Origin of the sequence: Paenibacillus sp. Soil750, assembly GCF_001428045.1 — a bacterium.
In the GTDB taxonomy this organism is placed as follows: Bacteria; Bacillota; Bacilli; order Paenibacillales; family NBRC-103111; genus Paenibacillus_E; species Paenibacillus_E allorhizoplanae.
Window position 1 is genome coordinate 213,812 of sequence record NZ_LMSD01000044.1, and the last position, 22,426, is coordinate 236,237.

The 22,426-nt window shown below is 43.3% G+C and carries 17 protein-coding genes; 15 read left to right on the top strand and 2 right to left on the bottom strand.

Annotated elements, in window-relative coordinates:
- Positions 1-6: 6 nt before the first annotated feature.
- Positions 7-984, bottom strand: a complete 978-nt coding sequence (locus tag ASL11_RS35195) for an aldo/keto reductase (RefSeq protein WP_056626096.1) — start codon at positions 982-984, stop codon at positions 7-9.
- A 242-nt stretch (positions 985-1,226) separates the two neighbouring features.
- On the opposite strand from ASL11_RS35195, the gene ASL11_RS35200 reads away from it, so the two are divergent.
- Positions 1,227-1,556 (top strand): hypothetical protein, encoded by a 330-nt coding sequence (locus ASL11_RS35200; protein ID WP_056626098.1) that lies wholly within the window; start codon positions 1,227-1,229, stop codon positions 1,554-1,556.
- Between the two features lie 226 nt (positions 1,557-1,782).
- Positions 1,783-2,691: a phosphotransferase gene (locus tag ASL11_RS35205; protein WP_056626101.1), complete on the top strand. Its 909-nt coding sequence runs from the start codon at positions 1,783-1,785 to the stop codon at positions 2,689-2,691.
- Between the two features lie 233 nt (positions 2,692-2,924).
- Here ASL11_RS35205 and ASL11_RS35210 read toward each other — a convergent pair whose 3' ends face one another.
- On the bottom strand, positions 2,925-3,695 hold the full coding sequence (locus ASL11_RS35210; protein ID WP_056626105.1) for a class I SAM-dependent methyltransferase: 771 nt from the start codon (positions 3,693-3,695) through the stop codon (positions 2,925-2,927).
- Between the two features lie 118 nt (positions 3,696-3,813).
- Between ASL11_RS35210 and ASL11_RS35215 the strand changes: the two genes are divergently transcribed.
- The 13 genes from ASL11_RS35215 to ASL11_RS35275 all read left to right on the top strand — a co-directional run bounded on the left by ASL11_RS35215 (position 3,814) and on the right by ASL11_RS35275 (position 22,116).
- Positions 3,814-4,149 (top strand): hypothetical protein, encoded by a 336-nt coding sequence (locus ASL11_RS35215; RefSeq protein WP_056626108.1) that lies wholly within the window; start codon positions 3,814-3,816, stop codon positions 4,147-4,149.
- Positions 4,150-4,269: 120 nt separating this feature from the next.
- Entirely contained in the window at positions 4,270-4,680 is a 411-nt protein-coding gene (locus tag ASL11_RS35220; RefSeq protein ID WP_056626110.1) for a hypothetical protein, read from the top strand.
- A gap of 155 nt (positions 4,681-4,835) precedes the next feature.
- Positions 4,836-13,175: a GH36-type glycosyl hydrolase domain-containing protein gene (locus ASL11_RS35225; protein ID WP_056626113.1), complete on the top strand. Its 8,340-nt coding sequence runs from the start codon at positions 4,836-4,838 to the stop codon at positions 13,173-13,175.
- 734 nt (positions 13,176-13,909) lie between these two features.
- Positions 13,910-14,134 carry a DUF896 domain-containing protein gene (locus ASL11_RS35235; protein WP_200962505.1) on the top strand — a complete coding sequence of 75 codons (225 nt, stop codon included), beginning with the start codon at positions 13,910-13,912 and terminating at the stop codon, positions 14,132-14,134.
- Between the two features lie 163 nt (positions 14,135-14,297).
- Positions 14,298-14,861, top strand: a complete 564-nt coding sequence (locus ASL11_RS35240) for an NADPH-dependent FMN reductase (protein WP_056626122.1) — start codon at positions 14,298-14,300, stop codon at positions 14,859-14,861.
- Positions 14,862-14,899: 38 nt separating this feature from the next.
- Positions 14,900-15,901 carry a type I glyceraldehyde-3-phosphate dehydrogenase gene (locus ASL11_RS35245; protein ID WP_056626126.1) on the top strand — a complete coding sequence of 334 codons (1,002 nt, stop codon included), beginning with the start codon at positions 14,900-14,902 and terminating at the stop codon, positions 15,899-15,901.
- A 286-nt stretch (positions 15,902-16,187) separates the two neighbouring features.
- Positions 16,188-16,829 (top strand): hypothetical protein, encoded by a 642-nt coding sequence (locus ASL11_RS35250; protein WP_056626131.1) that lies wholly within the window; start codon positions 16,188-16,190, stop codon positions 16,827-16,829.
- A gap of 114 nt (positions 16,830-16,943) precedes the next feature.
- On the top strand, positions 16,944-17,246 hold the full coding sequence (locus ASL11_RS35255; RefSeq protein WP_056626133.1) for a Dabb family protein: 303 nt from the start codon (positions 16,944-16,946) through the stop codon (positions 17,244-17,246).
- Between the two features lie 254 nt (positions 17,247-17,500).
- Positions 17,501-18,016, top strand: coding sequence for a GNAT family N-acetyltransferase (locus tag ASL11_RS35260; protein WP_082596080.1), 516 nt, complete (start codon positions 17,501-17,503; stop codon positions 18,014-18,016).
- 780 nt (positions 18,017-18,796) lie between these two features.
- Positions 18,797-20,707, top strand: coding sequence for an endonuclease MutS2 (locus ASL11_RS35265; RefSeq protein WP_056626136.1), 1,911 nt, complete (start codon positions 18,797-18,799; stop codon positions 20,705-20,707).
- Between the two features lie 526 nt (positions 20,708-21,233).
- Complete coding sequence (locus ASL11_RS35270) at positions 21,234-21,590, top strand: hypothetical protein (RefSeq protein ID WP_157257162.1); 357 nt, start codon at positions 21,234-21,236, stop codon at positions 21,588-21,590.
- 38 nt (positions 21,591-21,628) lie between these two features.
- On the top strand, positions 21,629-21,781 hold the full coding sequence (locus ASL11_RS37795; RefSeq protein WP_157257163.1) for a hypothetical protein: 153 nt from the start codon (positions 21,629-21,631) through the stop codon (positions 21,779-21,781).
- Positions 21,766-22,116 carry an alpha-L-rhamnosidase C-terminal domain-containing protein gene (locus ASL11_RS35275; protein ID WP_056626140.1) on the top strand — a complete coding sequence of 117 codons (351 nt, stop codon included), beginning with the start codon at positions 21,766-21,768 and terminating at the stop codon, positions 22,114-22,116. The genes ASL11_RS37795 and ASL11_RS35275 overlap by 16 nt, the downstream gene beginning before the upstream one ends.
- Positions 22,117-22,426: the final 310 nt, after the last annotated feature.

A 22,426-nucleotide genomic window follows, 5' to 3' on the forward strand; every position in this document is an offset into this window, starting at 1 on the left:
ATCAGATTAAGCCCCTTGAATTACGCTGCGAATGAAGGTAACTTCTTCCGCATTCAATGGATTTCCAGCTCCCTGAGCATTGGACTCCACCTGTTTATCATTCTTGAATCCTGGGATTACGCAAGCGTTCAGAGATTGTGCAAGCGCGAATTGAATCGCTACCCTTACCAAATCTTGAACTTCCATACCGAACCGCTCTTTGATGGGGACAAGTCGTTGGCGGATTTCCAACAGACGCTCCTTTGTAAATCCTGAATTGGAAGCACGAACATCGCCTTCGCCGAACTTTGGCGGATTCTCCGGATCGAATTTATCGAGCAGCAACCCCTGTGCTAGCGGGCCAAATAGCACGACGCCTAAATTTTGCTCAGCTGCCCATTCGAACAAATTGGTACCAGGCTGATCAAACTGATTGCCGAAGGCATTATAGTGGAATTGCAACACATCTGGACGAGTAACTGGACAGACTCTTTTGAAGTCACCGTAACTATAGCCTGATTGTCCGATGACACGAACTTTGCCTTCCTTCTGTAATTGACGCATCATTTCAGCCGCTTCAGCCAAATAAAGATCGTTTGGACCGAAGTTCGTGTTATGAAAATAATGAAGATCCAAGTAATCGGTGCCCAAATTCATCAACGATTGCTCTAACTGATGACGGATGTGGATCGGTTGCATGGCATTCGGCGCTGTTCCTCGGAACCAGCCGATTTTTGAGGCGATTATGACTTTGTCTCGCGGAACTTCTTTCAGGAAGCGTCCAATTACGCGCTCTGAATGGCCATCTCCATAGACATCTGCTGTATCAAAATGATTAATACCCAGTTCAAATGCTCGTTTCAACCCTGAAATAGAAGCGCTGTCATCATTGCCTGACCAACCCACGGACTCACCGTCTCGCCACGAAGGCCCGCCAATTGCCCAACACCCTAAACTTACCTCGCTTACTTCAAGACCTGAACGACCAAGTACCCGATATCTCACAGTATCTACTCCTTTTGGGTTCAATTCATGCTTCCAAATGAATATACTCAAAAAACAAGCTACTTGGAAGAACGCACTTTATGTTTACCTACTTCCCTATAAGTAACTAGTCTTTACCCTCTCAAAGTTCTTCAAAGCCAATTTAATCCCCTCTACTTGAATGAGAATGTCGATACAAAGTAGTTTGGTAAATGTTAAAATAAGAAAAAATAACCAATTTATTATTAAAGGTGGGATCTTAGATGAAGTATTTAATTCTCATTTTGTTCTCAATCGCCTTTTTAACAGGTTGCTCGCAAATTGATGGAAAATCATCCAGTAGCTATCCAAGTGCCGTTGTTTGGAATAATATCCTTTATGGACTTTCCGCAGAGGAGGTTACCATCCAAGACATTGGTAAGGAGATTGGCAAGATTGAACGAAGAACAACTCCGATGCCGAAGAAGAATGGAGAATCTAATGCTACACCAGTTGGAAGCCAATTATTTGAAATTAAAGGGATAGATTCTAAACAAGCTATAGCGGTTAAAGTAAATGATAAGTATCAAAGAGCGTCAATACTTACCAACTAAGCCATTTAATTAACAGGTTTATGAATTGGTCATTGAACTAACGCAGAAATATAGTTGAACAATCAGGGAGCAGATCGTCGGGGTCGGCAACTGCTCCCTAATTCATGTGCAGCCAGCGTATTAAGTTATGATCGGCAGAAGAGTTGATTATTAAAGGTTTTGTACCTATGAGGAATACAGCCATGGTGCTAAGATATTTTTATACCTTAGTTAAGGAGCTGTTGTAGTGTCAGAGAAAGGCAAACTTGTCTCACAAGTGTTATTAATTGCAGAAAAAACTGGTTTAACTGAAATTACGCCTATCGAGCTTAGTATTGGTGGGAACCTGATCATTCACTTGTCTCCTTATCCGATTGTGGCCCGAATAGCGACTGTCAGTTCAAAAGAAGATTCAGAGTATGCAAATAAGATACTTGTTCGAGAGTTACGGGTAGCAAGTCACTTACAATCCAAGGGCATCCCCGCGTTATTGCCTTCTGAACTTACTGATGCAGGACCGTACGATGTTGGTGGTGCATGGATGACACTTTGGAGATATGTTGCTCCTACACAATTACAACCTCCTTCACCGAGTGAAGCTGTTGAATTGGTAAACGGACTTTCAATAGCAATGAAAGACTTCTCAGGCGACCTTCCTGTGCTTGGAGTTTGGGAACGAACATGTCAATCGGCTAATAAACTGAGGAGTAATTCCGATCAGCGTATACAAGCATTATTAAGTGTATTTCAAAGGGTAAATAAACAGATGCGCATCGAACCAAGTTTATTAATACCGTGTCATGGCGATGCCCATGCAAGAAACTTATTACCAAGTCCAGAAGGATGGATCTGGTCGGACTTTGAGGATGTATCATTGATGCCAGCATACTGGGACTTAGCTTCATTTGTTGGTAATCATGCATTATTCGGCGGAATACAGCAGCCAACTTTTAGATACATATTGAACCACTTCGATAACGGTACCGATCTAAAAGCTTTTGGGGTTGCTATTACTGCACGTACACTAATGTCCACGCTAGGGAACTTGGATTTCTCCCTTGCGGGCTACGGGGATTTGAAATTTGCTACTAGACAGTTAGAACTTGCGGAAGATTTTCTTCGTCAAGTAGAACTAATAATTCCAAGAAGCATTTGAACTAACGACGAACGATATTGCGGTGATGGAACTAATCCATCGCCTGTTTTCATTTCTATGCCAACCGCTCAACTAACGGGCAGGAGAGTCGTAATCATTTTCGCCTTTATAAGAGGCACGAAAAAAATATTAGAACCATAGAATGGAATCGGAAGGCAAATGTGGCATGGTGATCGACTACGATTATTGACCGTCGTGCCAATTACATATGTTTGCTGCTACGCAGCCCCAAGCTATGCCTTCCGCGCTTTCAACATCATGTAGCTTCCCTCGAAACTGAGCAGTTTGCCGTTCTCGCTGTGGACCTTAAGCTGCTGCCGATCCGCTTCTGGCCAGTTCAGCATATCCGTCTCCAACTCTTGCTGGACCTGCTCGGGGACATTCATTCTAGCACACCAAGTAGCGAATTCGAACGGTTTTCCTGTCTGCATCAGCTGTTCCACCCGGAAGCCGGTCAGCTCGATGCGACGAATCCACTCCGTTTTTTTCCAAGCGCGGAAGTGGCTGGGATCTCGCCGTTGTTCAATATCATTATAGAGGGTGTCGATCCGATCCGCTTCTGGAGAGATGTTGTCCATTAGAATAAAGCTTCCGCCGTACTTCAAAACGCGCCATGCTTCCTCTACGAATCGGTCGGGGTCAGGGAAGTGATGGGCGGCGATTCGGCAGCTGACCATATCGAATTGTTCTTTGGAAAAAGGAAGATTCTCCGCGTCCCCAACAACGTACCTGATATTCGTGCAGCCCTTCTTGGTAAGGAAAGCTTCCGCTTCTTGCAACATCTCGGTAGTAATGTCCATCGTGGTCACTTCACCGACAAAGGAGGCCAACGCCAAGGCGCAATGTCCGCCTCCGGTTGCGATATCGAGCGCCTGCACGGCATTCTCCGGTTGAGCCCACTCGACTAATATTTTCAAATCTTGGCCGGATGCATGACGTGGGCTAACGACATATTTAGAAGCGTTAGCTCCAAATTGGGCTTTAACATGATCCTTTGTATCCATTCCATCACCCCTTCGATATTTCATTGTATGAAACTTGGTTTCAAAAAACGAACCTATAATGGTAACATATCATGCTTAATTATAATTGTAAAGACGGAGACTCTGGTCTTACTAACGGTTGGATCAGTCCCTTTATGGCTGCGATCTTCATGCGAAAGGACGTTGGCTCTTCGATTCGGCACAGCAACTCGAGGGCGTAGAAATGATTGCCGTGGACAATTTTAAGGACATTCTGATGCACCGTATGAAGGGACTTGCGGATGCCACTATCCGTCCTTGCGGATTGGAGCCTGTAGCAAGGCGTGCTGAACAGGAGATCGAAACAATCCAGCTTCTAGCTATTGCGGAGCTCGCGTCTGCAACTGGACGTTTGATAACCCTAAGTATTAAAGATGAGGCTTGCATATACGTGCGGCCTCTTTATTTTCGTAAAAATCATGAAGGAGTGTTTTAATAATATGAATAACGTACTTCAGCAAGCACCAGTTAAAATAATAAATTGATTCTGAGAAGCTAATACTACTATCGCGGTAGTAACTGTTATTCGATCAGCAGGTGAGAGGAGAGATTAATCATGTTACATTATTACTTTTCTGATAAAGCTCATATTTTTTGGGATGATGTGATTGAATCTGTAGTGATTCGCTGGAGTTATTTAGCTCATGAGGAAGATTTTCGCCTCCCCCTTAATAAATTAGTTGAACTTGCAGAGATAAAAAAGGCGAAAAAAGCATTATTCGATGAAAGCCATAGTCTGTTTATAGCAAAGGAGACACAATGGTTGTGTGACGAATGGTTTCCTAGATTATTAGACGCTGGCATAGAAATTATAGCTATCGTCTTTCCAGAGAAAACAGTTCCTAATATCGACGTAGGACAATCTATTGAAAAGAAAGATTCAACTGAATTGCTTTATCGTGAATTCGATAATATTCACAGTGCAGTCAGCTGGCTATCATCAGTACCGATAGGGTGCGTTAATTAGCAATTGAAATGACTTAAAAAGGTTTACAGTCATGAAACATAAATTTTACTAATGATATTATACAAAACTGGGGATAATTTCATTGTCCCGGAATTCTCGTTATACCGGACGACAGTAAGACAAGAAATTGTATAAACTGATCTCCGGAGGGGCCAATGGTAAATAATACGGATAAAATTTGTCAAAGAGCGCGAGAACTTGCCTTACAGCATATGCCAACGTTAGTGCGAATCCATCCCAAATACATATGGAATCAATTTGAGAAAAACATAGAGAGTTTAAGGGATTTTGTTATATCGTTGCAAAACAGTCCCGCAACTTGTGCCTTACCAGCGGAAGAATGGCTGCTTGATAATGCTGAATTTATTGAGGAACAAGCAATAGAAGTAAAAGCTAATTTTACCAACCGCTCTTTTGATTACTTACCTTCTTTTCAAAAGAAGGGAATGTTACGAATCCAGAGTCTTTGTGAGGATTATTTGGAGCAAGTTGACGGTCTATTGGATGAGGAAACCCTTGTATCCTATATGAACGCATACCAAGAAGTATCGGCGTTGAAACTTGCTGAAACCTGTTCCATCTCACTCATACTAAGGATGTCTTTGATTGGAAGGCTATCTGAAACGATGGCACTTGTCCGGGAACGTCGGGAGGTTTGCGTAGAAGTTGAACAGTTACTTTCAAGAATAGAACCTATCAAGTTAAATCCAGAGACGATTAACGCAGTCTTAGAAGAAGTAGAGCAACAAGTACCGCTATCAGGTCCATGGATCGTCCATTTGATTAGTCACTTGCGGGAGTGGGCAGAGGATTCAGCGACAGTGCGGGAATGGTTAGTTTGCAAATTAGAGAATAGTTCTATTGATTTGGACCGCATTGTATCGTACGAGCATCAGCTTCAATCCTCCTTTCAGGTTAAGGCAGGTAATTTAATCAGCAGCTTGCGAAAAAATGAGCGTATGGATTGGAATAGCTTATTTGAACGCATTAGCTTGTTAGATCAAACGTTTCGTCAAGATAGTACGGGTGACTATTCGCTTCTTGATTCTTATAGCAGGAACGAAATCCTTAATCGAGTTGAAAGATTAGCACACCGTATGCGCATACCCGAAAATTTGATCGCAAGACATGCAGTAGCTCTTTCGAAGGAAGAGCATGAACGTTGGAGTGAAATAAAAGGGCAGGCAAATGACTTACCACGATCAACGTTTGTGGCTTATTTTTTATTTGAACCAGCTGGAATCAAGAAGTTAGAGCATGCCTTGCGATTATGCAGCAAAACTAGACAAGTGCGTGGAATAGGTATTGCCAAAAGATCAACTGGTACCTATTTATCTCTGTTAATCGGACTGTTCATGCTTGCACTTATTGCCTTTGGTACTTGGATTGGCGGAACTGGAGGCTTTACACCGGTAGGGTGGGTAGTTGTTTTACTTATGCTTTCCCTTCCTGTAAGCGAATGGGTCATTACTTGGCTCCACTTTGGCATTGAGAGAATGATACGCCCTCGGCCTTTGCTGCGTTATGATTTTTCAAACGGAGTACCTTCCAATGCAACCACGATGGTCGTCATTCCTGCCATATGGTCGACAACAGAGGAAGTAGAAGAGCTTGTTGATCGTCTGGAAATTCATTATTTAGCCAACCGCGATCCGAACATACATTACGCTCTTTTGGGTGATTTTACTGATGCTGCGGAAGAAACGCTTCACAAAGACGAAGCGCTTGTTACTTTTACCAAAGAAAAAATTGCGATTCTCAACCGGATGTATGCGATCCCAGAAGGAGCAACATTTCATTATTTCCAGCGCTGCAGAAAGTGGAACCCTGCTGAGGAAGTATTCATGGGATGGGAACGAAAACGCGGTAAATTGGTGGAATTCGTTGAGTTGCTGAAAGGGAGTAAGGTGACGAGTTTCGACACTCTAATAGGTGATACGGAAGATCTACCGTCAATTCGCTACATAATAACCTTGGATTCGGATACACAGTTACCAATGGGAAGCGCACAGAGAATGATTGGTACGCTGCATCTTCCTTACAACAGACCACGCTTAAATCAAGCGCGAACTAGGGTCATTGAAGGATACGGCGTACTGCAGCCTCGGATTGGAACTAGTTATGAGTCAGCCATGCAATCGAGGCTTGCTTACATTTGTTCGGAGCCAGGATTGGACCCGTATGCCTTTGCCGCTTCAGATCCTTACCAGGATGCAATGGAGCAGGGGATTTTTACGGGAAAAGGTATTTTTGATGTGGATATATTTGCAGAGCTTTTATGCGAACGTATTCCTGAAAATACAGTGCTTAGCCACGATTTGCTTGAAGGAGGCTTTCTGCGGGCAGCTCTGCTATCGGATGTTGAACTGATCGATAACCACCCGTCAAAGTTTCTAGCATATCAACAGCGTTTGCACAGGTGGGTCCGAGGAGATTGGCAGATGCTCTGTTGGCTTTTCCCTCATGTTTGCGACCGTCGTGGAGCATTAAGACCCGTAGATCTGTCCGCTATTACACGTTGGCAAGTGATCGATAACTTGCGCCGCAGCTTACTTCCAATTGCTTATCTCGTGCTCTTGGCACTTGGTTTAAGTGTTCTGCCTGGATCCTCGGTAGGTTGGTTTTCTTTCATTCTTGCAACCATGCTATTACCGATTATCCGGCAATTTGGTCACATGAAGACCGTCATTTGGCATCCACGGAGGGTGTTGTCTACGGTTTTACACGTGCTAATGAATATTATAACTTTACCATTTCAAAGTGCGGTTCTTCTCGATGCGATCTGTAAGTCCCTATACAGACTGTTGATTAGCAAACGTCGTATGCTTGAATGGACAAGTTCTTCTCAAATTGAACGAAATACTAAGGGGAAACCACAGGCGTTGCTTCTAGGAGCACGTGTCGGATATGGATTAATTATTCTCTTTGTGATAGTTGTAGCGCTGCAGCAGGAGACTGCACTTAGCTGGATGGGTTTCACGCTCTGTTTAATTTGGGCTTTAGCTCCTTTCGCTGTACGCTGGCTGAACCAACCAATTGCACATAACGAGTTGCAGTTCACCCCAGTGGAAGAGGACCAAATGCGTGTGTTGGCTAAACAAATTTGGGCATTTTATGAGGATTATGCAGGGCCTAAGGATCACTTTCTGCCACCGGATAATGTGCAAATGGATCCTCCAAATGGCGTTGCGCATCGCACGTCTCCAACCAATATTGGTTTCTTGTTGACCGCTGCCTTAGCTGCTCGGGATTTCGGATTTATTGATACTCCCGAGCTTGTGGAGCGTTTAGAACGTACTGTGAGCACCGTCGAAAAGTTAGACAAATGGAACGGGCATCTATATAACTGGTACGATACCATTTCCCTTGATGTACTGCCGCCGGCCTATGTCTCAACAGTGGATTCGGGGAATTTCGTGGCAAGTTTGATGACAGTTAAACAAGGATTAGCCCATTGGCTAAAGATTGATTTCACACGAAGCAAAAATCCATTTTCGTCAATTATTGCTGGCAATTCGGGCTTACAAGTTGAGTTTTCCGTTGAGCTCGATCAAACAAGTCCTGAAGAAGTGACATTCATCGGACAAGAAGATCCTCATGTTTTTAACGAAGTGAAGCAAGATAGGAACTCATCACCCCAAATAGCCTCTAGTGATTGGCTAGAGCTCGGCAACAAGCTGATCGATCGTCTCGAGACATTGATCATGGAGACCGACTTCAGACCGCTTTATGATTATAAGGCCAAACTTTTCGTACTGGGTTTCCATGCGTTTTCGAACCAGCGGGATAACATTCTCTATGACCTCTTAGCTTCCGAGGCTAGACAGACAAGCTTTGTTGCGATTGCACTAGGGCAAATATCTGTATCCCATTGGAATGCGCTCGGCCGAACGGTAAAAAGGCAAGGAAATCAGATTTCTCTGGTTTCATGGTCCGGTACAATGTTTGAATACTTGATGCCAGGGCTGATTATGCGTACCTATCGGAACACGATCTGGGAAAGTACGTATCGAGGTGTCGTGAACCGACAAATTGAATATGCGCATGAACGGGGTGTCCCTTTCGGTATCTCGGAATCCGGTTATTACGCGTTTGATTATCAAATGAATTACCAATACCGGGCATTCGGTGTCCCAGGCCTAGGTTTCAAACGCGGTCTTGAGCAAGATTTGGTTCTGGCGCCGTATGCGACAGTCATGGCACTTCCTTTTGCCCTGAGTAAAGGCTTGAATGATTTGCAACGAATGGAGGAACTAGGCGCGCGCGGACAATATGGCTATTATGAGGCCATTGATTTTACCCCTGGACGTATGCCTGAAGGTGATACTTACAAGATCATTCGAAGTTTTATGGCACATCACCAAGGAATGAGTTTACTGACGCTTGCCAATGTATTGCTGCCAAGTAAAATGTATGATCATTTTCATCGCGATAAACGGGTGCAGGCTGCGGAACTCTTGTTACAAGAGCGGATTCCACCACGGAATACGATAATAAATCGTGAATTATCCGGTCAGTCACGAATCGAAAAACCGAAACCGGCTCATATAGCTCCTCTGCGGGAATATGACTCTGCCAATACGGCAGTACCGGAATTAAATATACATTCGAACGGGACACTTACCACGATGATCTCTAATAGCGGCAGCGGGTTCATACGGTTTGAAGGCATGGATGTAACCCGCTGGCGGGAAGACCCAGTGACGGACAACTGGGGAAGTTATATGTATATTCGGGATGTCATATCGGATAAAGTGTGGTCTCCGACTTTTCAACCATGTCGCTTGCCGTCAAATAAGCAACTGGCGCAGTTCGCACAAGATCGATCTACGTTCTTATGTGAAGATGGGGATGTGCACACGACACTTGAAATCTGTGTATCGCCTGATTCGAACGCAGAAGTTCGTCGTTTAACGATTGTCAATAAGGGGAGTGAAGCTCGGACTCTTGAGGTGACGACGTTTCTCGAAATCGCATTAGCGCCTCATAATGCGGATAAAGCGCATCCAGCTTTTACTAAGCTATTTATTGAAACACAATTTGAAGCTGATGCAGAGTGCCTGCTTGCACGTAAACGTCCTCGAGATGGTGGAGAAAAATCCGTATGGGCGTTCCACACGTTAACGACTGGCGGCAAGCCACTTGGGCCGGTAGAATTTGAAACCGATCGTGCACGGTTTATTGGTAGGGGATATACGTTATCAAGACCTAATGGAATCGCAACCCGACTTGGCAGTACGGTTGGGTCGGTGGCTGATCCTGCATTTATCATGCGACGGCGATTAACGCTACAGGCTGGTGAACAAGTTGAATTGACAGCTCTAACTGGCGTAACAGAGTCGAAGGAACAAGCAATAGATATTGTGCAGCAGTTGTCTCAGAAACAACAAATCGAACGATCTTTTCAGCTTGCTTGGACGAGGAGTCAAATTGAAGTTCAGCATTTACATATATCTATTGCCGATCTAGCTGTTTTTCAATTGCTTGCGGGTTGTACGTTGTACGCGGCACCATTACGCCCAGAGCGAGAGAGTAGTATTGCTGTTAACCAAAAGGGACAGCAGGGATTGTGGGCTTACGGGATATCAGGTGACTTGCCCATAGTCATAATACGGGTTTCAGATGCAGTAAATCTATCATTTATTAACAAGCTAATCATTGGATTTGAGTACTTGCGTCATAACAGGCTGTTCATCGATCTTGTGATTTTGAATGAATCTGTCGAGGGATATCAGCAGGATTTGCAGGAAGCCCTTCGGCGCATGGTCGAACAAATCATTAGCGGACAAGGATCAGGGCAAGGGGGCGTTCACGTATTGCCCGTCACTCAATTAGCAGATGGCGACAAGTCATTGTTGTATGCAGTATCCCGTATTGTGCTGCGAGCTGACGGTCCAAGTCTAAAGGCGCAATTAAAAGCATCTGTTCCGAGCTACACTTCGGATGAGACGATTCTGATAACGGCACCACCAAACCGCTTTGCTCCTGCAAAGGCTGTTGAAACGAATGATCTTCTCTTCTTCAACGGTTGGGGAGGTTTTACGGCAGATGGCCGCGAGTACCATATCGTTCTTAAAAACGGTAATTACCTGCCTTCACCATGGATTAACGTCATGGCTAACACGAAATTCGGATGTATAACATCGGAACTGTACACAGGGTATACTTGGTGGCGCAACAGCCGCGAATGTAAATTGACGCCATGGTCAAACGATCCCTCCATCGACCAACAAGGGGAAGTATGCTACTTACGAGACGAGGAAAGCATGGAATATTGGTCGTTGACACCAGCCCGCGAGCAGCTAACTTCCAGCTATAAGGTCGTATATGGTCGTGGGTATACGCGTTATCATCATGAAAGTCATGGTCTTCTGCAAGAAATGACCGTTTTCGTTCCACTGGACGATCCCGTTAAAGTGATCAAATTGCGATTGCAAAACACAACGTCCGAACAGCGGAAAATATCGGTCACTTATTATGCTGAATGGGTACTTGGTGTGCACCGTGAAGGGAATGCTTCTTTCATCGTCTCGGAATGGGATTCAGAGAATGAAGTACTGATGGCACGAAATACGTATCAAGAGAATTTCCGCGACGCAACCGCGTTTTTAACGATTCATCCACAAATGGAAGCATCGGCAGAGTGGGAGAAGGGAAACCATCAGGAAGCTGCTAGTACAAATATGGACATGACATGGACATCGGATCGCTTGGAGTTTATTGGCCGGAACGGCAGTATTGATCATCCTGCTGTCATGAACCGACTTCACTTGTCAGGCACAACAGGGCCAACATACGATGGCTGTGGAGCTATTCAAACCAAATTCGTAATTAAGCCTAATTCTGAACAAATTGTTTACATCCTACTAGGCTGTGAGGATTCTCGTGAAACCGCGGCGGAGCTTACACAGAAGTATCGTCAAACTCTAGTTTGCGATCAGGCATACGAGGATGTGATAAAGTTTTGGGATGATGCAATGGGCACGATTAGGGTCTCTACACCTTGTCCTGAGATGGATATCATGTTGAATAACTGGTTGCTATACCAGACACTTTCATGCAGGATGTGGGCGCGTTCTGCATTTTATCAAGCGGGTGGGGCTTACGGTTTCCGGGATCAACTGCAGGATTCACTAGCGTTGCTCCATAGTCGTCCTGACCTCACACGGGCGCAAATTTTACTTCATGCCAGCCACCAGTATGAAGAAGGCGATGTTCAACATTGGTGGCATGAGGAAACGCACCGCGGTATCCGTACTCGCTTTTCTGATGATTTGTTGTGGCTACCATATGCTGTGGTCAGGTACATGGAACATACCGAAGATGAGAGCATATTGAACGAAACCGTTCCGTATCTTCGAAGCGAGCCATTAAGTGAAAAGGAACATGAACGCTATGAGCCGACCGTGTTGTCCGAGCAAAGCGGTACGATCTTAGATCACTGCTTTCGTGCACTCGACCGAGGTTTACGGTTTGGTGAGCATGGGCTGCCGCTGATCGGAATAGGAGACTGGAACGATGGAATGAGTCGTGTTGGCGCCGAAGGACGAGGCGAAAGCGTGTGGCTCGGCTGGTTCTTGGGTCTTGTTTTGCATGGAATGGCTAATTTATGTGAACAACGCTGTGAGCACGAGCGGGCAGAAAATTACAGGCGGATACAGGACAAACTGGCAGATTCACTTAACGAAAAAGGGTGGGACGGCCAATGGTTCCGACGAGCATTCACCGATTCTGGAGAATGGCTTGGTTCCATCCATAATGCGGAGTGTCGAATTGATGCAATCGCACAATCATGGTCCGTTATTTCAGGTTTGTCGCAGGCAGACAAAGCGTTGCAAGCTATGCGTTCTTTTGATCGTGAGCTTGTAGATCGCAGCTTGTCGGTAGCGCATATTCTGTATCCACCGTTTGATCAAACGGATCCAAGTCCAGGTTACATTCAGGGTTATCCTCCGGGGATCCGTGAGAACGGAGGTCAATACACACACGGTGTAATCTGGAGCATCATTGCTTGGTGTGGGCTTGGTGAAGGAGACAAAGCTTTTGAACTATTCCACATGTTGAACCCTATCATGCATACGAAAACGTCATCTGAAGTTCGAAAATATGTGGGTGAGCCTTATGTCATGTCTGCTGACGTGTATACAGAGGAGCCTCATAAAGGTCGTGCTGGATGGACTTGGTATACAGGTGCGTCAGGTTGGATGTACCAAGCCGGCATTGAATGGATTCTCGGTCTGCGCCGTAGAGGAGAACGGTTGTTCATCTGCCCAAGTATGCCAAGAGAATGGCCGGAGTTTGCCGTAATCTACCGTTTCGGAAAATCTGAGTACCACATTACTGTCACAAATTTATTACAAAAGTCCAGTGGACAAACAACGTTATCGATTGATGGAAAGGCAGCCGATATGAAAGAGTTCACTACCGAGGACGGTCCTTTCATCCTATTACATGACGATAGTGAAATCCACCAAATCTTACTGTCACTATATTAAATAATGGGTCCCAATCAACGTGATATGTTGATTGGGGGGCTTTTGAAGTAAATAATTAGCAGTAACAAATTACAATGAGGCCGCCGGCATTGAGACTGCAGTCGGCTACTTTCACTAATTAAGCTAACAGGATGTGTGTTGTGTGTGTGTCTATAGCTAAGAGAAAAGCTGAGAAGAGAAGGGTGAGCTGAGGATATGGGTGAAACAACTATACAAGAGATTAATGATTTAAATGCACTTCAAATTGCTGAGATGGGACTGTTCACCACTACCAAAGGAAAGAGATTCAATCTATCTCAATTTTTATCGTTTGTTTCGTGATACATATTTGGTTGCTGTAAATGATGATGAAGTTCAGTTTAGTCAAAAAGATGCTGTTAATGATTACTATCACAACACCAAAAAGGTGTCCTTACTAATTAAGCGTTTATAAACACGCATATTTGTTTTGGTCGCTATGCTACGAGGAACTATAGTTCATGCACAACACAACGGCAGCCGGTATTCGATCGGCTGCCGTTGACCGTTAAAGTAACGGGAGGATAATGAAGTAATTATATGGAGAAGGTTTGTTAAAGACCATCGGAGACTAGAACGCACAACTATAGTTAAATCACCGAAGTCAAATTAATTGAAAACAAGCTATTGACAGTTATCTTAAAATCATATATCTTTAAATTAAGATAAATTGATTTGAGATAATATCCAAACGACATCTCAAGGAGGTAATGAGAATGATTCCAATTTTAAACCGTATTAATGAACTGAGCAGAATTGAGCGCAGTTCAGGTCTATCTGATACTGAGAAAGGAGAACAAGCAGCGCTTCGGACGCAGTATTTACAGATTTTACGCGGACAACTATTAACAACGCTTCTGAACGTGTCTGTTATGGATGAAGTAGGGAACGATGTTACGCCTAAAAAGCTTATTGATAAAAAAGCAGCTAATGATCAATAATCCTTGTCATATATCTCGAAATTAAGAATATTCATTTTAAGATAATTTTGTCGAATGAAACCTAGCCAGGTTTATAGTCAAGGCACCTAAACTAATGGTTTCCCAACGCATAGTAAGGAAAGTATTGTATGATTATATGAGAATGAATTCTGGAGGTTGGCTAATGTCAAAAAGAATAGGGATTATTGTAGGAAGTTTGAGGGAAAGCTCTTTTAATCAAATGATTGCGAATACAATCCCAGAACTTGTAGATTCCGCAGAATATGAATTCATATCGATTGCTAATCTACCCTTGTATAACGCAGATTTGGATCATGAAAAAGGGCCAGATCCAGTTAAGCATTATCGCGAGGCGATTCAAAAGACGGATGGCATTCTTATTGTTAGCCCGGAGTATAACTCAGGTATACCGGGAGTACTAAAAAATGCACTGGACTGGGCATCGACACCTACCAAAACAGCCGTCTTAATTCATAAGCCTGCAGGTGTGATAGGCGCAACACCTGGAGCAAAAGGGACGATTCTTTCGCAACAGCAAATCAGGCAAACGCTGGATGCCACCCTGTCCTATGTGATGCCGGCTCAAAAAATGTATATTTCTCAAATCACGGACAAGATTGATTCAAATACTCGTAAGCTCACGGATGATACGACTCGCAAATATTTGCAACGTTATGTTCAATCATTTTTGCAATGGATTAACCAAGTAGAACGGCTTAATGAGTAGTAAGGATAATAACTAATCTAATATATATGGAGGCTATTATGGGTAAAATTGCGCTTTTTGGATTTGGACGTATCGGAAGACAGCTCCTTCGGGCTGCGTTGCAACAAAATTTGTTTGTCCCCTTTTCCATCTCGGATATTAAAGACGAAGCTACGCTTGCCGCGCTTTTTGAAGTGGATACAAACTACAAGCGTTGGCATGAGAAAGTATCTGCTCAAAAAGGCGCAATCGTAATCGGCGACCGGGAGATTCGTTATTTGAATTCGGCCGCTGAATTGCCGAATTGGGGTGAATTAGGGGTTGAATTGATCATTGATTGTACCGGACGAGCCGTTACGCGATCAGTAGCTGAACTGCATTTGGAGCGAGGCGCCAAAAGGGTGCTTGTCAGCGGTCCGAGCAAAACCTTAGAAGATTGCGACGCAGTACTTCTTAAAGGAATTAACTTAGAAAGCTTTGATCCGGAAAAGCATAAAATTATTAGCATGGCGAGTTGTACGACCAATGCGCTTGCACCGGTAGTCAAATTGGTCAGAGAAAACTATGGCATTCAATACGGATTATTCTCCACTGTACACTCGTATACGAACACGCAATCGTTGACGGATCAGCCGATGAAGGACCGCCGGGATTCATGGGCAGCAGCCGAGAATATCATTCCATCATCCTCAGGTGCAGCGAAGGCTCTGAAATTCATTTGGAATGACCTGCAAATCACAGGCAAAGCCTACCGTATTCCGACCCGTACCGGGAGCATCGCAGAACTTAATTTGATAACGGAAAAACGATGCACCGTTCAAGAAATTAACGATATGTTTCGAGAAGCTGCGAGAGAAGGCGAATTAAAGGGCGTTCTTGATGTTTTGGAAGGGGAATGGGCCTCGTCCCGCATCGTAGCTGATCCCCATTCTTCGATTATTGACTTGCCATTAACCCAAGTACAAGGTGAGCTATTGTCTGTCGCTACTTGGTACGACAACGAATGGGGTTATGCTTCACGGTTGGCTGAAGTAGCCTCTTATCTTGTTGCAAAATCATAAGCTAGACGATTGATGATGAATTGGATGCATCTTAGGACGTATGGGTCTGAGCCGAAGATGACGGCCAATACATTCTAAACAGGGAGCAGGTTGCCGCGGCAACTGCTCCCTGTTTTCGTTCAAGTAACGGGCAGAATAATTATAACGCAAGAGGAATAAATAACCAGTTAGTCGAATGCTATTGGTATGCTATGGAAAGGAGGATTCAATATGTACTTTCACAGTTATAGAAAGCCGATAAGAATCCGCCAACTTCCTCAAAATTAGTAATTTGAGGAGGGTAAATATGAAAGTTAATGATAATTATCTGAAAGAACAATTAAAGCATGTTTATTGGTTAAATGGTGGTTGTTGCGCGGGCAAGACCACAATGACAAAGAAATTTGTTGAGGAGTTAGGATTTCAAACGCTAGAGGATAATGTCTTAAAATATAGACCATTCACTAGCCCTGTTGAATACCCTGCCATTCAATATCCTCATCCTGGTTTGGACTGGGACAAATGGTTTAATAAACCCAATGATGAACATTGTGAATGGCTTTTTCAAATTGTCGAAGAAATGATGGAGTTTTATGTTATTGATTTGTTGAAATTGCCTACCGATACACCAATCATAATAGATTTAGGAATAATGCCTGAATTAATATTACCCTTTATTCCTAAAGAAAGAATGATATGTCTCTACACGTCTGATAAAGAAATAGAAAGGCTATATTTCTTCAGGGAAGACCATAAGATGATTTTGGATGTTATTAACCAAACAGCTAGTCCATCAGAAGCAATCAAAAACGGCAACAAAAACATGGTGAAGTTTTCTCATGATATTAGAAATGCCTGTATTGATAATGGTATCAAAACCATTGAAAGAACAAATAGCTTAAGTGTTAAAGAACAATTTAGACTAGTTCGTGAACATTTCGGAATTTAAGTTGAACCTCCAGTAGCGTAGGTATCATGTGCAGGCTGTCAAATAGACAGCCTGTTGCACGAACGCAGAACTATAGCACCACAACATTAAGCTTAAAAAAGGAGCAATTTAGCGATGTACGAACATCTCGTTGTATTCAAGTTCAATACTAATGTCACGCCAATTAAGCAACAGGAATTGCTGGATCAATTGTTATCGTTTCGGGATCGTATCCCCGGAATATTTGATATAAGTGCAGGCATCAACGTAACTCAAGAAACGGAAAATATTAAGGGCTATACTCTCGGATTACGGGTAACGTTTGAAGACCTTGCGTCGCTGCGTTCATATGGTCCGCATCCCGTTCATCAAGAATTTGTTAAATCGCTGGATGGTATACTGGAAAATGTTATTGTAGTTGATTACCCATTGGTTTAAGCAACCAATACGAGGCTGCCGGTATAGATCGGCAGCCTCGTTACGCTAAGGGCAGGATAGTTCAATTAAAATTAATAATTCTCTTATTCAAATATTACAGATTATGCCATAATTAATCATCCTATAAGAAAGAGAGTGATTAAAATAAAATATTTAATTTATTTTTCCGTAGAACGAACTTAGATGTGCGGAAGAGATAATCATTTTCTAAAGTCCCTTTCTAAGATGCCAAATATGGAGGGGGTGGGAGATTTTTGATAGAAACAAAACGTCTTATAATTAGAGAAATGGTGCAGTCTGATTATGATGCATTGTGCGGAATATTGTGTGATGAGGAAGTAATGCGTGCTGCTTATGAAAGTGCATTCAACTTAGAAGAAGCACAAAATTGGCTTAACAGACATCTTAAAAGATATGAAGAGTATGGTTTTGGACTTTGGGCTGTTGTATTAAAAGAAACAAACGAAATGATTGGTCAATGTGGCTTGACAATGCAAGGCTGGAGAGAAAAAGAAATTTTGGAAATAGGATTTTTGTTTCAAAAAGCGTATTGGCACAAAGGTTACGCAACAGAAGCGGCAATTGCTTGCAAGGAATACGCTTTCTCAGTTCTTAATGCAAATAGGGTATATTCTATTATTAGGGACACAAATATAGCCTCTCAAAAAGTTGCTGTTCGAAACGGTATGAATATTATTGATAAAGATACTAAGAATTTTAGGAATATAGATATGGAATTTTTTCTGTATTCTGTAGAGCGAACAAAATGAGCATAATACAAAGTAAAAAACAATTGATAATGTTAAATGCTATTATGAAAGTCAAATTGATAAATTCCAAGTTGTAGAGATAATTTTGATTCTCAATCGTTTTCAATTGCGAATATAAATATGTTTACAATTTACTACAAATGGCAAAACATCCTTAAACTAACGGGACACGAGAGCTCAATAAATAATTGATTGAAGCTGCCTCGCAATGGAACGGCAGCTCCATTACGTTAACGGGCAGTAGAGCGTGGTGGTCTTTGGCGCTTCGGGCAGGATAGTTCAAATACTTCGGAAAGTATTCCACCAGCCAAATGATTATTTAAGAATTGACTAGTGGTCATTAAACCCTTGACTTCCCACATCAAATCATATATCCTACTTACATCATACGATTTCAATGCAAGACACATTCCCTACGAGGTGTTTTATGAGTGTAGCAGGTTTTCAACAGGCATAACTTAAGAAGATAACATTCTATTCTATAGGTGAAGCGGGATACCGTTTCTTAAAATCCTATATGATAGTTTTATTTAAGTTACCTATGAAGAACCCTGCGAATACATCATGAACCATGACTCGAACAGAGGAAGTACACTGCGGCTTTGGACACAAATCCCTTGTCAGCTGATGGCTTTTCTCTATATGTAACGTCATGTAAATTGAGTGTAAAGAGCTGTGGGTTTCCCGCAGCTTTTTTTGCGCTTATTTGGGCATAAACGTTGAAATCTTATGGTGCAGGGATCTTCATCATGATCACCCAATCGTGAGGAGAATGCAAAGATGAATCCAAGTACAAAGGACAAATTACAATATAACGAATTGAAGACACTCGTCCAAAGCTATTGTGTAAGCAGTCTGGGCAAGCAACTGATCGATCAGCTCGAACCAAGTTCAAACCTCAAAGTAGTGAAGCAACGTCTCCTTGAAACAACGGAAGCCCGCGCGATACTGGATACCGAGGGACATGTGCCGCTGCTGGGGATTTCGAATATTAAATTCATGATGGAGAAGCTGGACAAAGGGATGGTGCTGGATCCCTCCGAACTGATTGCCATTGCTGATTTTCTCCGGGGTTGCCGGAAAGTCAAGAAGTTCATGACCGAGAAGGAATTCTACGCTCCTAAGCTAAGTGCTTATGCCAACTCCATGTGGGATTTCCAGAACATTGAAGATGCAATTCACCAAGCTATTAAAGGGAATCGGGTGGACTCCGGGGCGAGTAAAGAGCTCAGACGAATCCGCAAGCATATTGATATTGCCGAGGCGAAGATTGAGGAGCAGCTGCAAAAGTTTCTGAAGAACAGCGCGAACAAGGAGGTTATTCAGGAGTTTTTTGTCAGCAAAAAAAATGACCGCTTCACCATCCCGATTAAAGCTGCCTATAAGCATCAAGTGGCTGGAACGATTGTCGAAATATCTTCCAAGGGATCGACGGTGTTTATGGAGCCGTTAACTGTTGCCAAGTATAACGCAGAGCTTTCGGGTCTCAAGATGGAGGAGGGGATGGAGGAGCTTCAGATTCTGTCGGCTCTATCGGATTTAGTCGCAAATCAAACCCAGCCGATAACGGTCAATATTGATTTGATTAGTCTGTACGATATGATTTTCGCCAAAGGAAAATTTAGCAAAAGCATGGATGGAATCGCACCTAAAGTGAACGACCACGGGACGATTAAGTTGGTCCGATGCAGGCATCCGTTATTGTCCGGAAGTGCGGTTCCACTGGATTTTGAAATTGGCGATAGATATCGCAGTTTGGTCATTACGGGTCCGAATGCGGGGGGCAAGACGGTTGTTCTGAAGACGGTCGGTTTGATCGCGCTGGCGGTGATGTCCGGATTTCACATCGCGGCGGATGCGTCTACCGAAGTGGCTGTGTTTGATCGTATGTTCGTTGATATAGGGGATAATCAGAGCCTGGAGAATGCGCTTAGTACCTTTTCGTCCCATATGAAAAATATAGCCGAGATCATGCGCCAAGCGAATAGGAATACGTTGTTGTTGTTTGATGAGATTGGTAGCGGAACGGAACCCAATGAGGGTGCGGCACTGGCCATTGCGATTCTGGAAGAATTTTACCAAATGGGTTGTATGACGGTTGCGACCACGCACTATGGAGAGATTAAGGAATTTTCGGAACGGCATCCGGATTTCATGAACGCAGCCATGGCATTCGACAACGAGACCTTAGAGCCGCAATATAAGCTACTGATTGGGCAATCGGGCGAGAGCAATGCGCTTTGGATCTCGAAGAGGATGGAGTTGAAAGATGAGGTATTGGGGCGGGCGAAGCTGTATATGAAGAGTAAGAACTATCGGTTGGATCTCCTTCATGAAAGTAAAGTGATGAAGAAGCCGGTAGTGGCACATACGGATGAAACGGAAGTTGTACTTGAGGAGTACGGGATGGGTGATCGTGTGCGGTTATTAGAGCATGATGAACCCGCGATCGTGTACAAAGGCCGAGATAGCTTCAACCATATGACGGTTTTATTTGAAGGGCAACTCGTAGAGGTGCATGCCAAGCGGGTATCCTTAGAACTACGAGCCAGCGAGTTGTATCCTACGGGATATGATCTGAATACGCTGTTCACCAGCTATAAAGACCGCAAGTTTCAGCACGACATGGAGCGTGGCTCGAAGAAAGCGTTGCGGCAAGTGCAGAAGGAAATACGGAAGCAACGGGAGTGAGAGGATCGTCCCGACCAGTTAGGTGGCACCGGAAGCAAACGCTTCTCGTCTCAATAAGACGAGGAGCGTTTTTGCATTTTCAAAAATTGAAGGATGTTTGAAAAATTAACTATCTAACATATTCAAGAAATTGATAAAACCTAATTGAGTTTGTTTAACGTCCAAAAATGGTCGGTTGTCATGAACTGTCGGGTGACAAGAACATTATCTCATTAATTGCCGCGTAAATCGCGTTTTTTTAATTTATGGGATCAAGTTCTTGTCACGAGCTAATGACAAGAACTTGATCCCATTCCCGATTTTGACAAGAACTTGATCTCATTCCCGACGGGGGTATTACGACGGCTCCGGCTTGTGGTTAAACTGCTTTTCTCAGCTAATGGGTAGGTTAATTCAATTAATTACTCGCCAAATATTCCTCTAGAAAAGGGATCAACCAATACGGTATTCATCTTACCATTACTTCTTTCAAATGAAACAGACCAGTATGGCTGTAATCTATTCTATTGAGAACTGTTCGCAAATAATGGGAATTCCAGTACCCAAAATAACTATGGAAGATACAGTCCATATTATTGACCAAGTAATAACAGAAAATAAAGCGGAACTGTTTCATGTGGTAACACTAAATCCAGAAATCACCATGTCTTGTCAGCATGATTTACTGCTCCATACCATAATTGATGAGGCGGGTCACCTTACCGCGGACGGTGCAGGTATTGTCATGGTCTCTCGTCTAAAAGGTGATCTGGAATTGCTTAAAACTTACCGTCCTGCCGTCATAGAATTGTTGGACTGGTTCCATGAACGTTTGACAGAGGAAGGCATTGTCGGTGTAACGTCCAATCGTTATTGGAGCTGCTCTGTACCGCGAATTACCTGATACACCAACATATGCAGATAATGGCAGTCCTATCTGGCATGATAACAGAGGAAGAAGCAAAGAAATTGATGGGACGTGCCCTGCGGGAACCTATTCATCGTGTAACGCTTCCTTATTCTTATCAGCTGTTTCAGGCATTAAAAGCAACTGACTTGCAAGAATATTCGTTCGGCATTTGGCCCAAGGACTGACGACATTACCCGAGACAGAAGTCAATCCTCGCAGTGATTGTCATGCTTGGAGTGCCCTCCCTCTTGCTGAATTTCCTGCATCTATACTGGGTGTTACACCTGCTGAGCCTGGATTTTCTGTCGTAAGGATTGAGCCTCAAATCGGAAAGTTGGAATGGGCAAAGGGCAGCGTGGCTACGGTAAAGGGAATGGTTGAAGTAGATTGGAAGTTGGAAGAGAATGACTTCACGTTAAGTGTTAAGGTACCAGAAGGCGTTACTGCGCTTGTCAAACTTCCTGATGGGTCAGAACAGACTTTTACAAATGAAGCAACGTTTCAAGTGGTTGTACTTTAACATGGATTACCCCCTTTATGGAAAAACTTACTGCTTTTATAATCGAATTTTTTACGACCAAAAACACGAGCCAAACTGGCATCGTGTTTTTTTTGTAGCAACTATCATGTTGCGACATGCATTATTGACGATGGTGAGATTGGCACCATCTCGGTCGACATGGATAAGAGTGTTGTTCATGAAACAAACAGCTGGGATACGCGATTCACCGAGAAATATGAGAATAGATCAATAATCAGTGAGAATAGGTCATTGTTTTGAAAAAAATGATGTCTTATAATTGCTTTAACGAAATGGAATGTAAACGCTA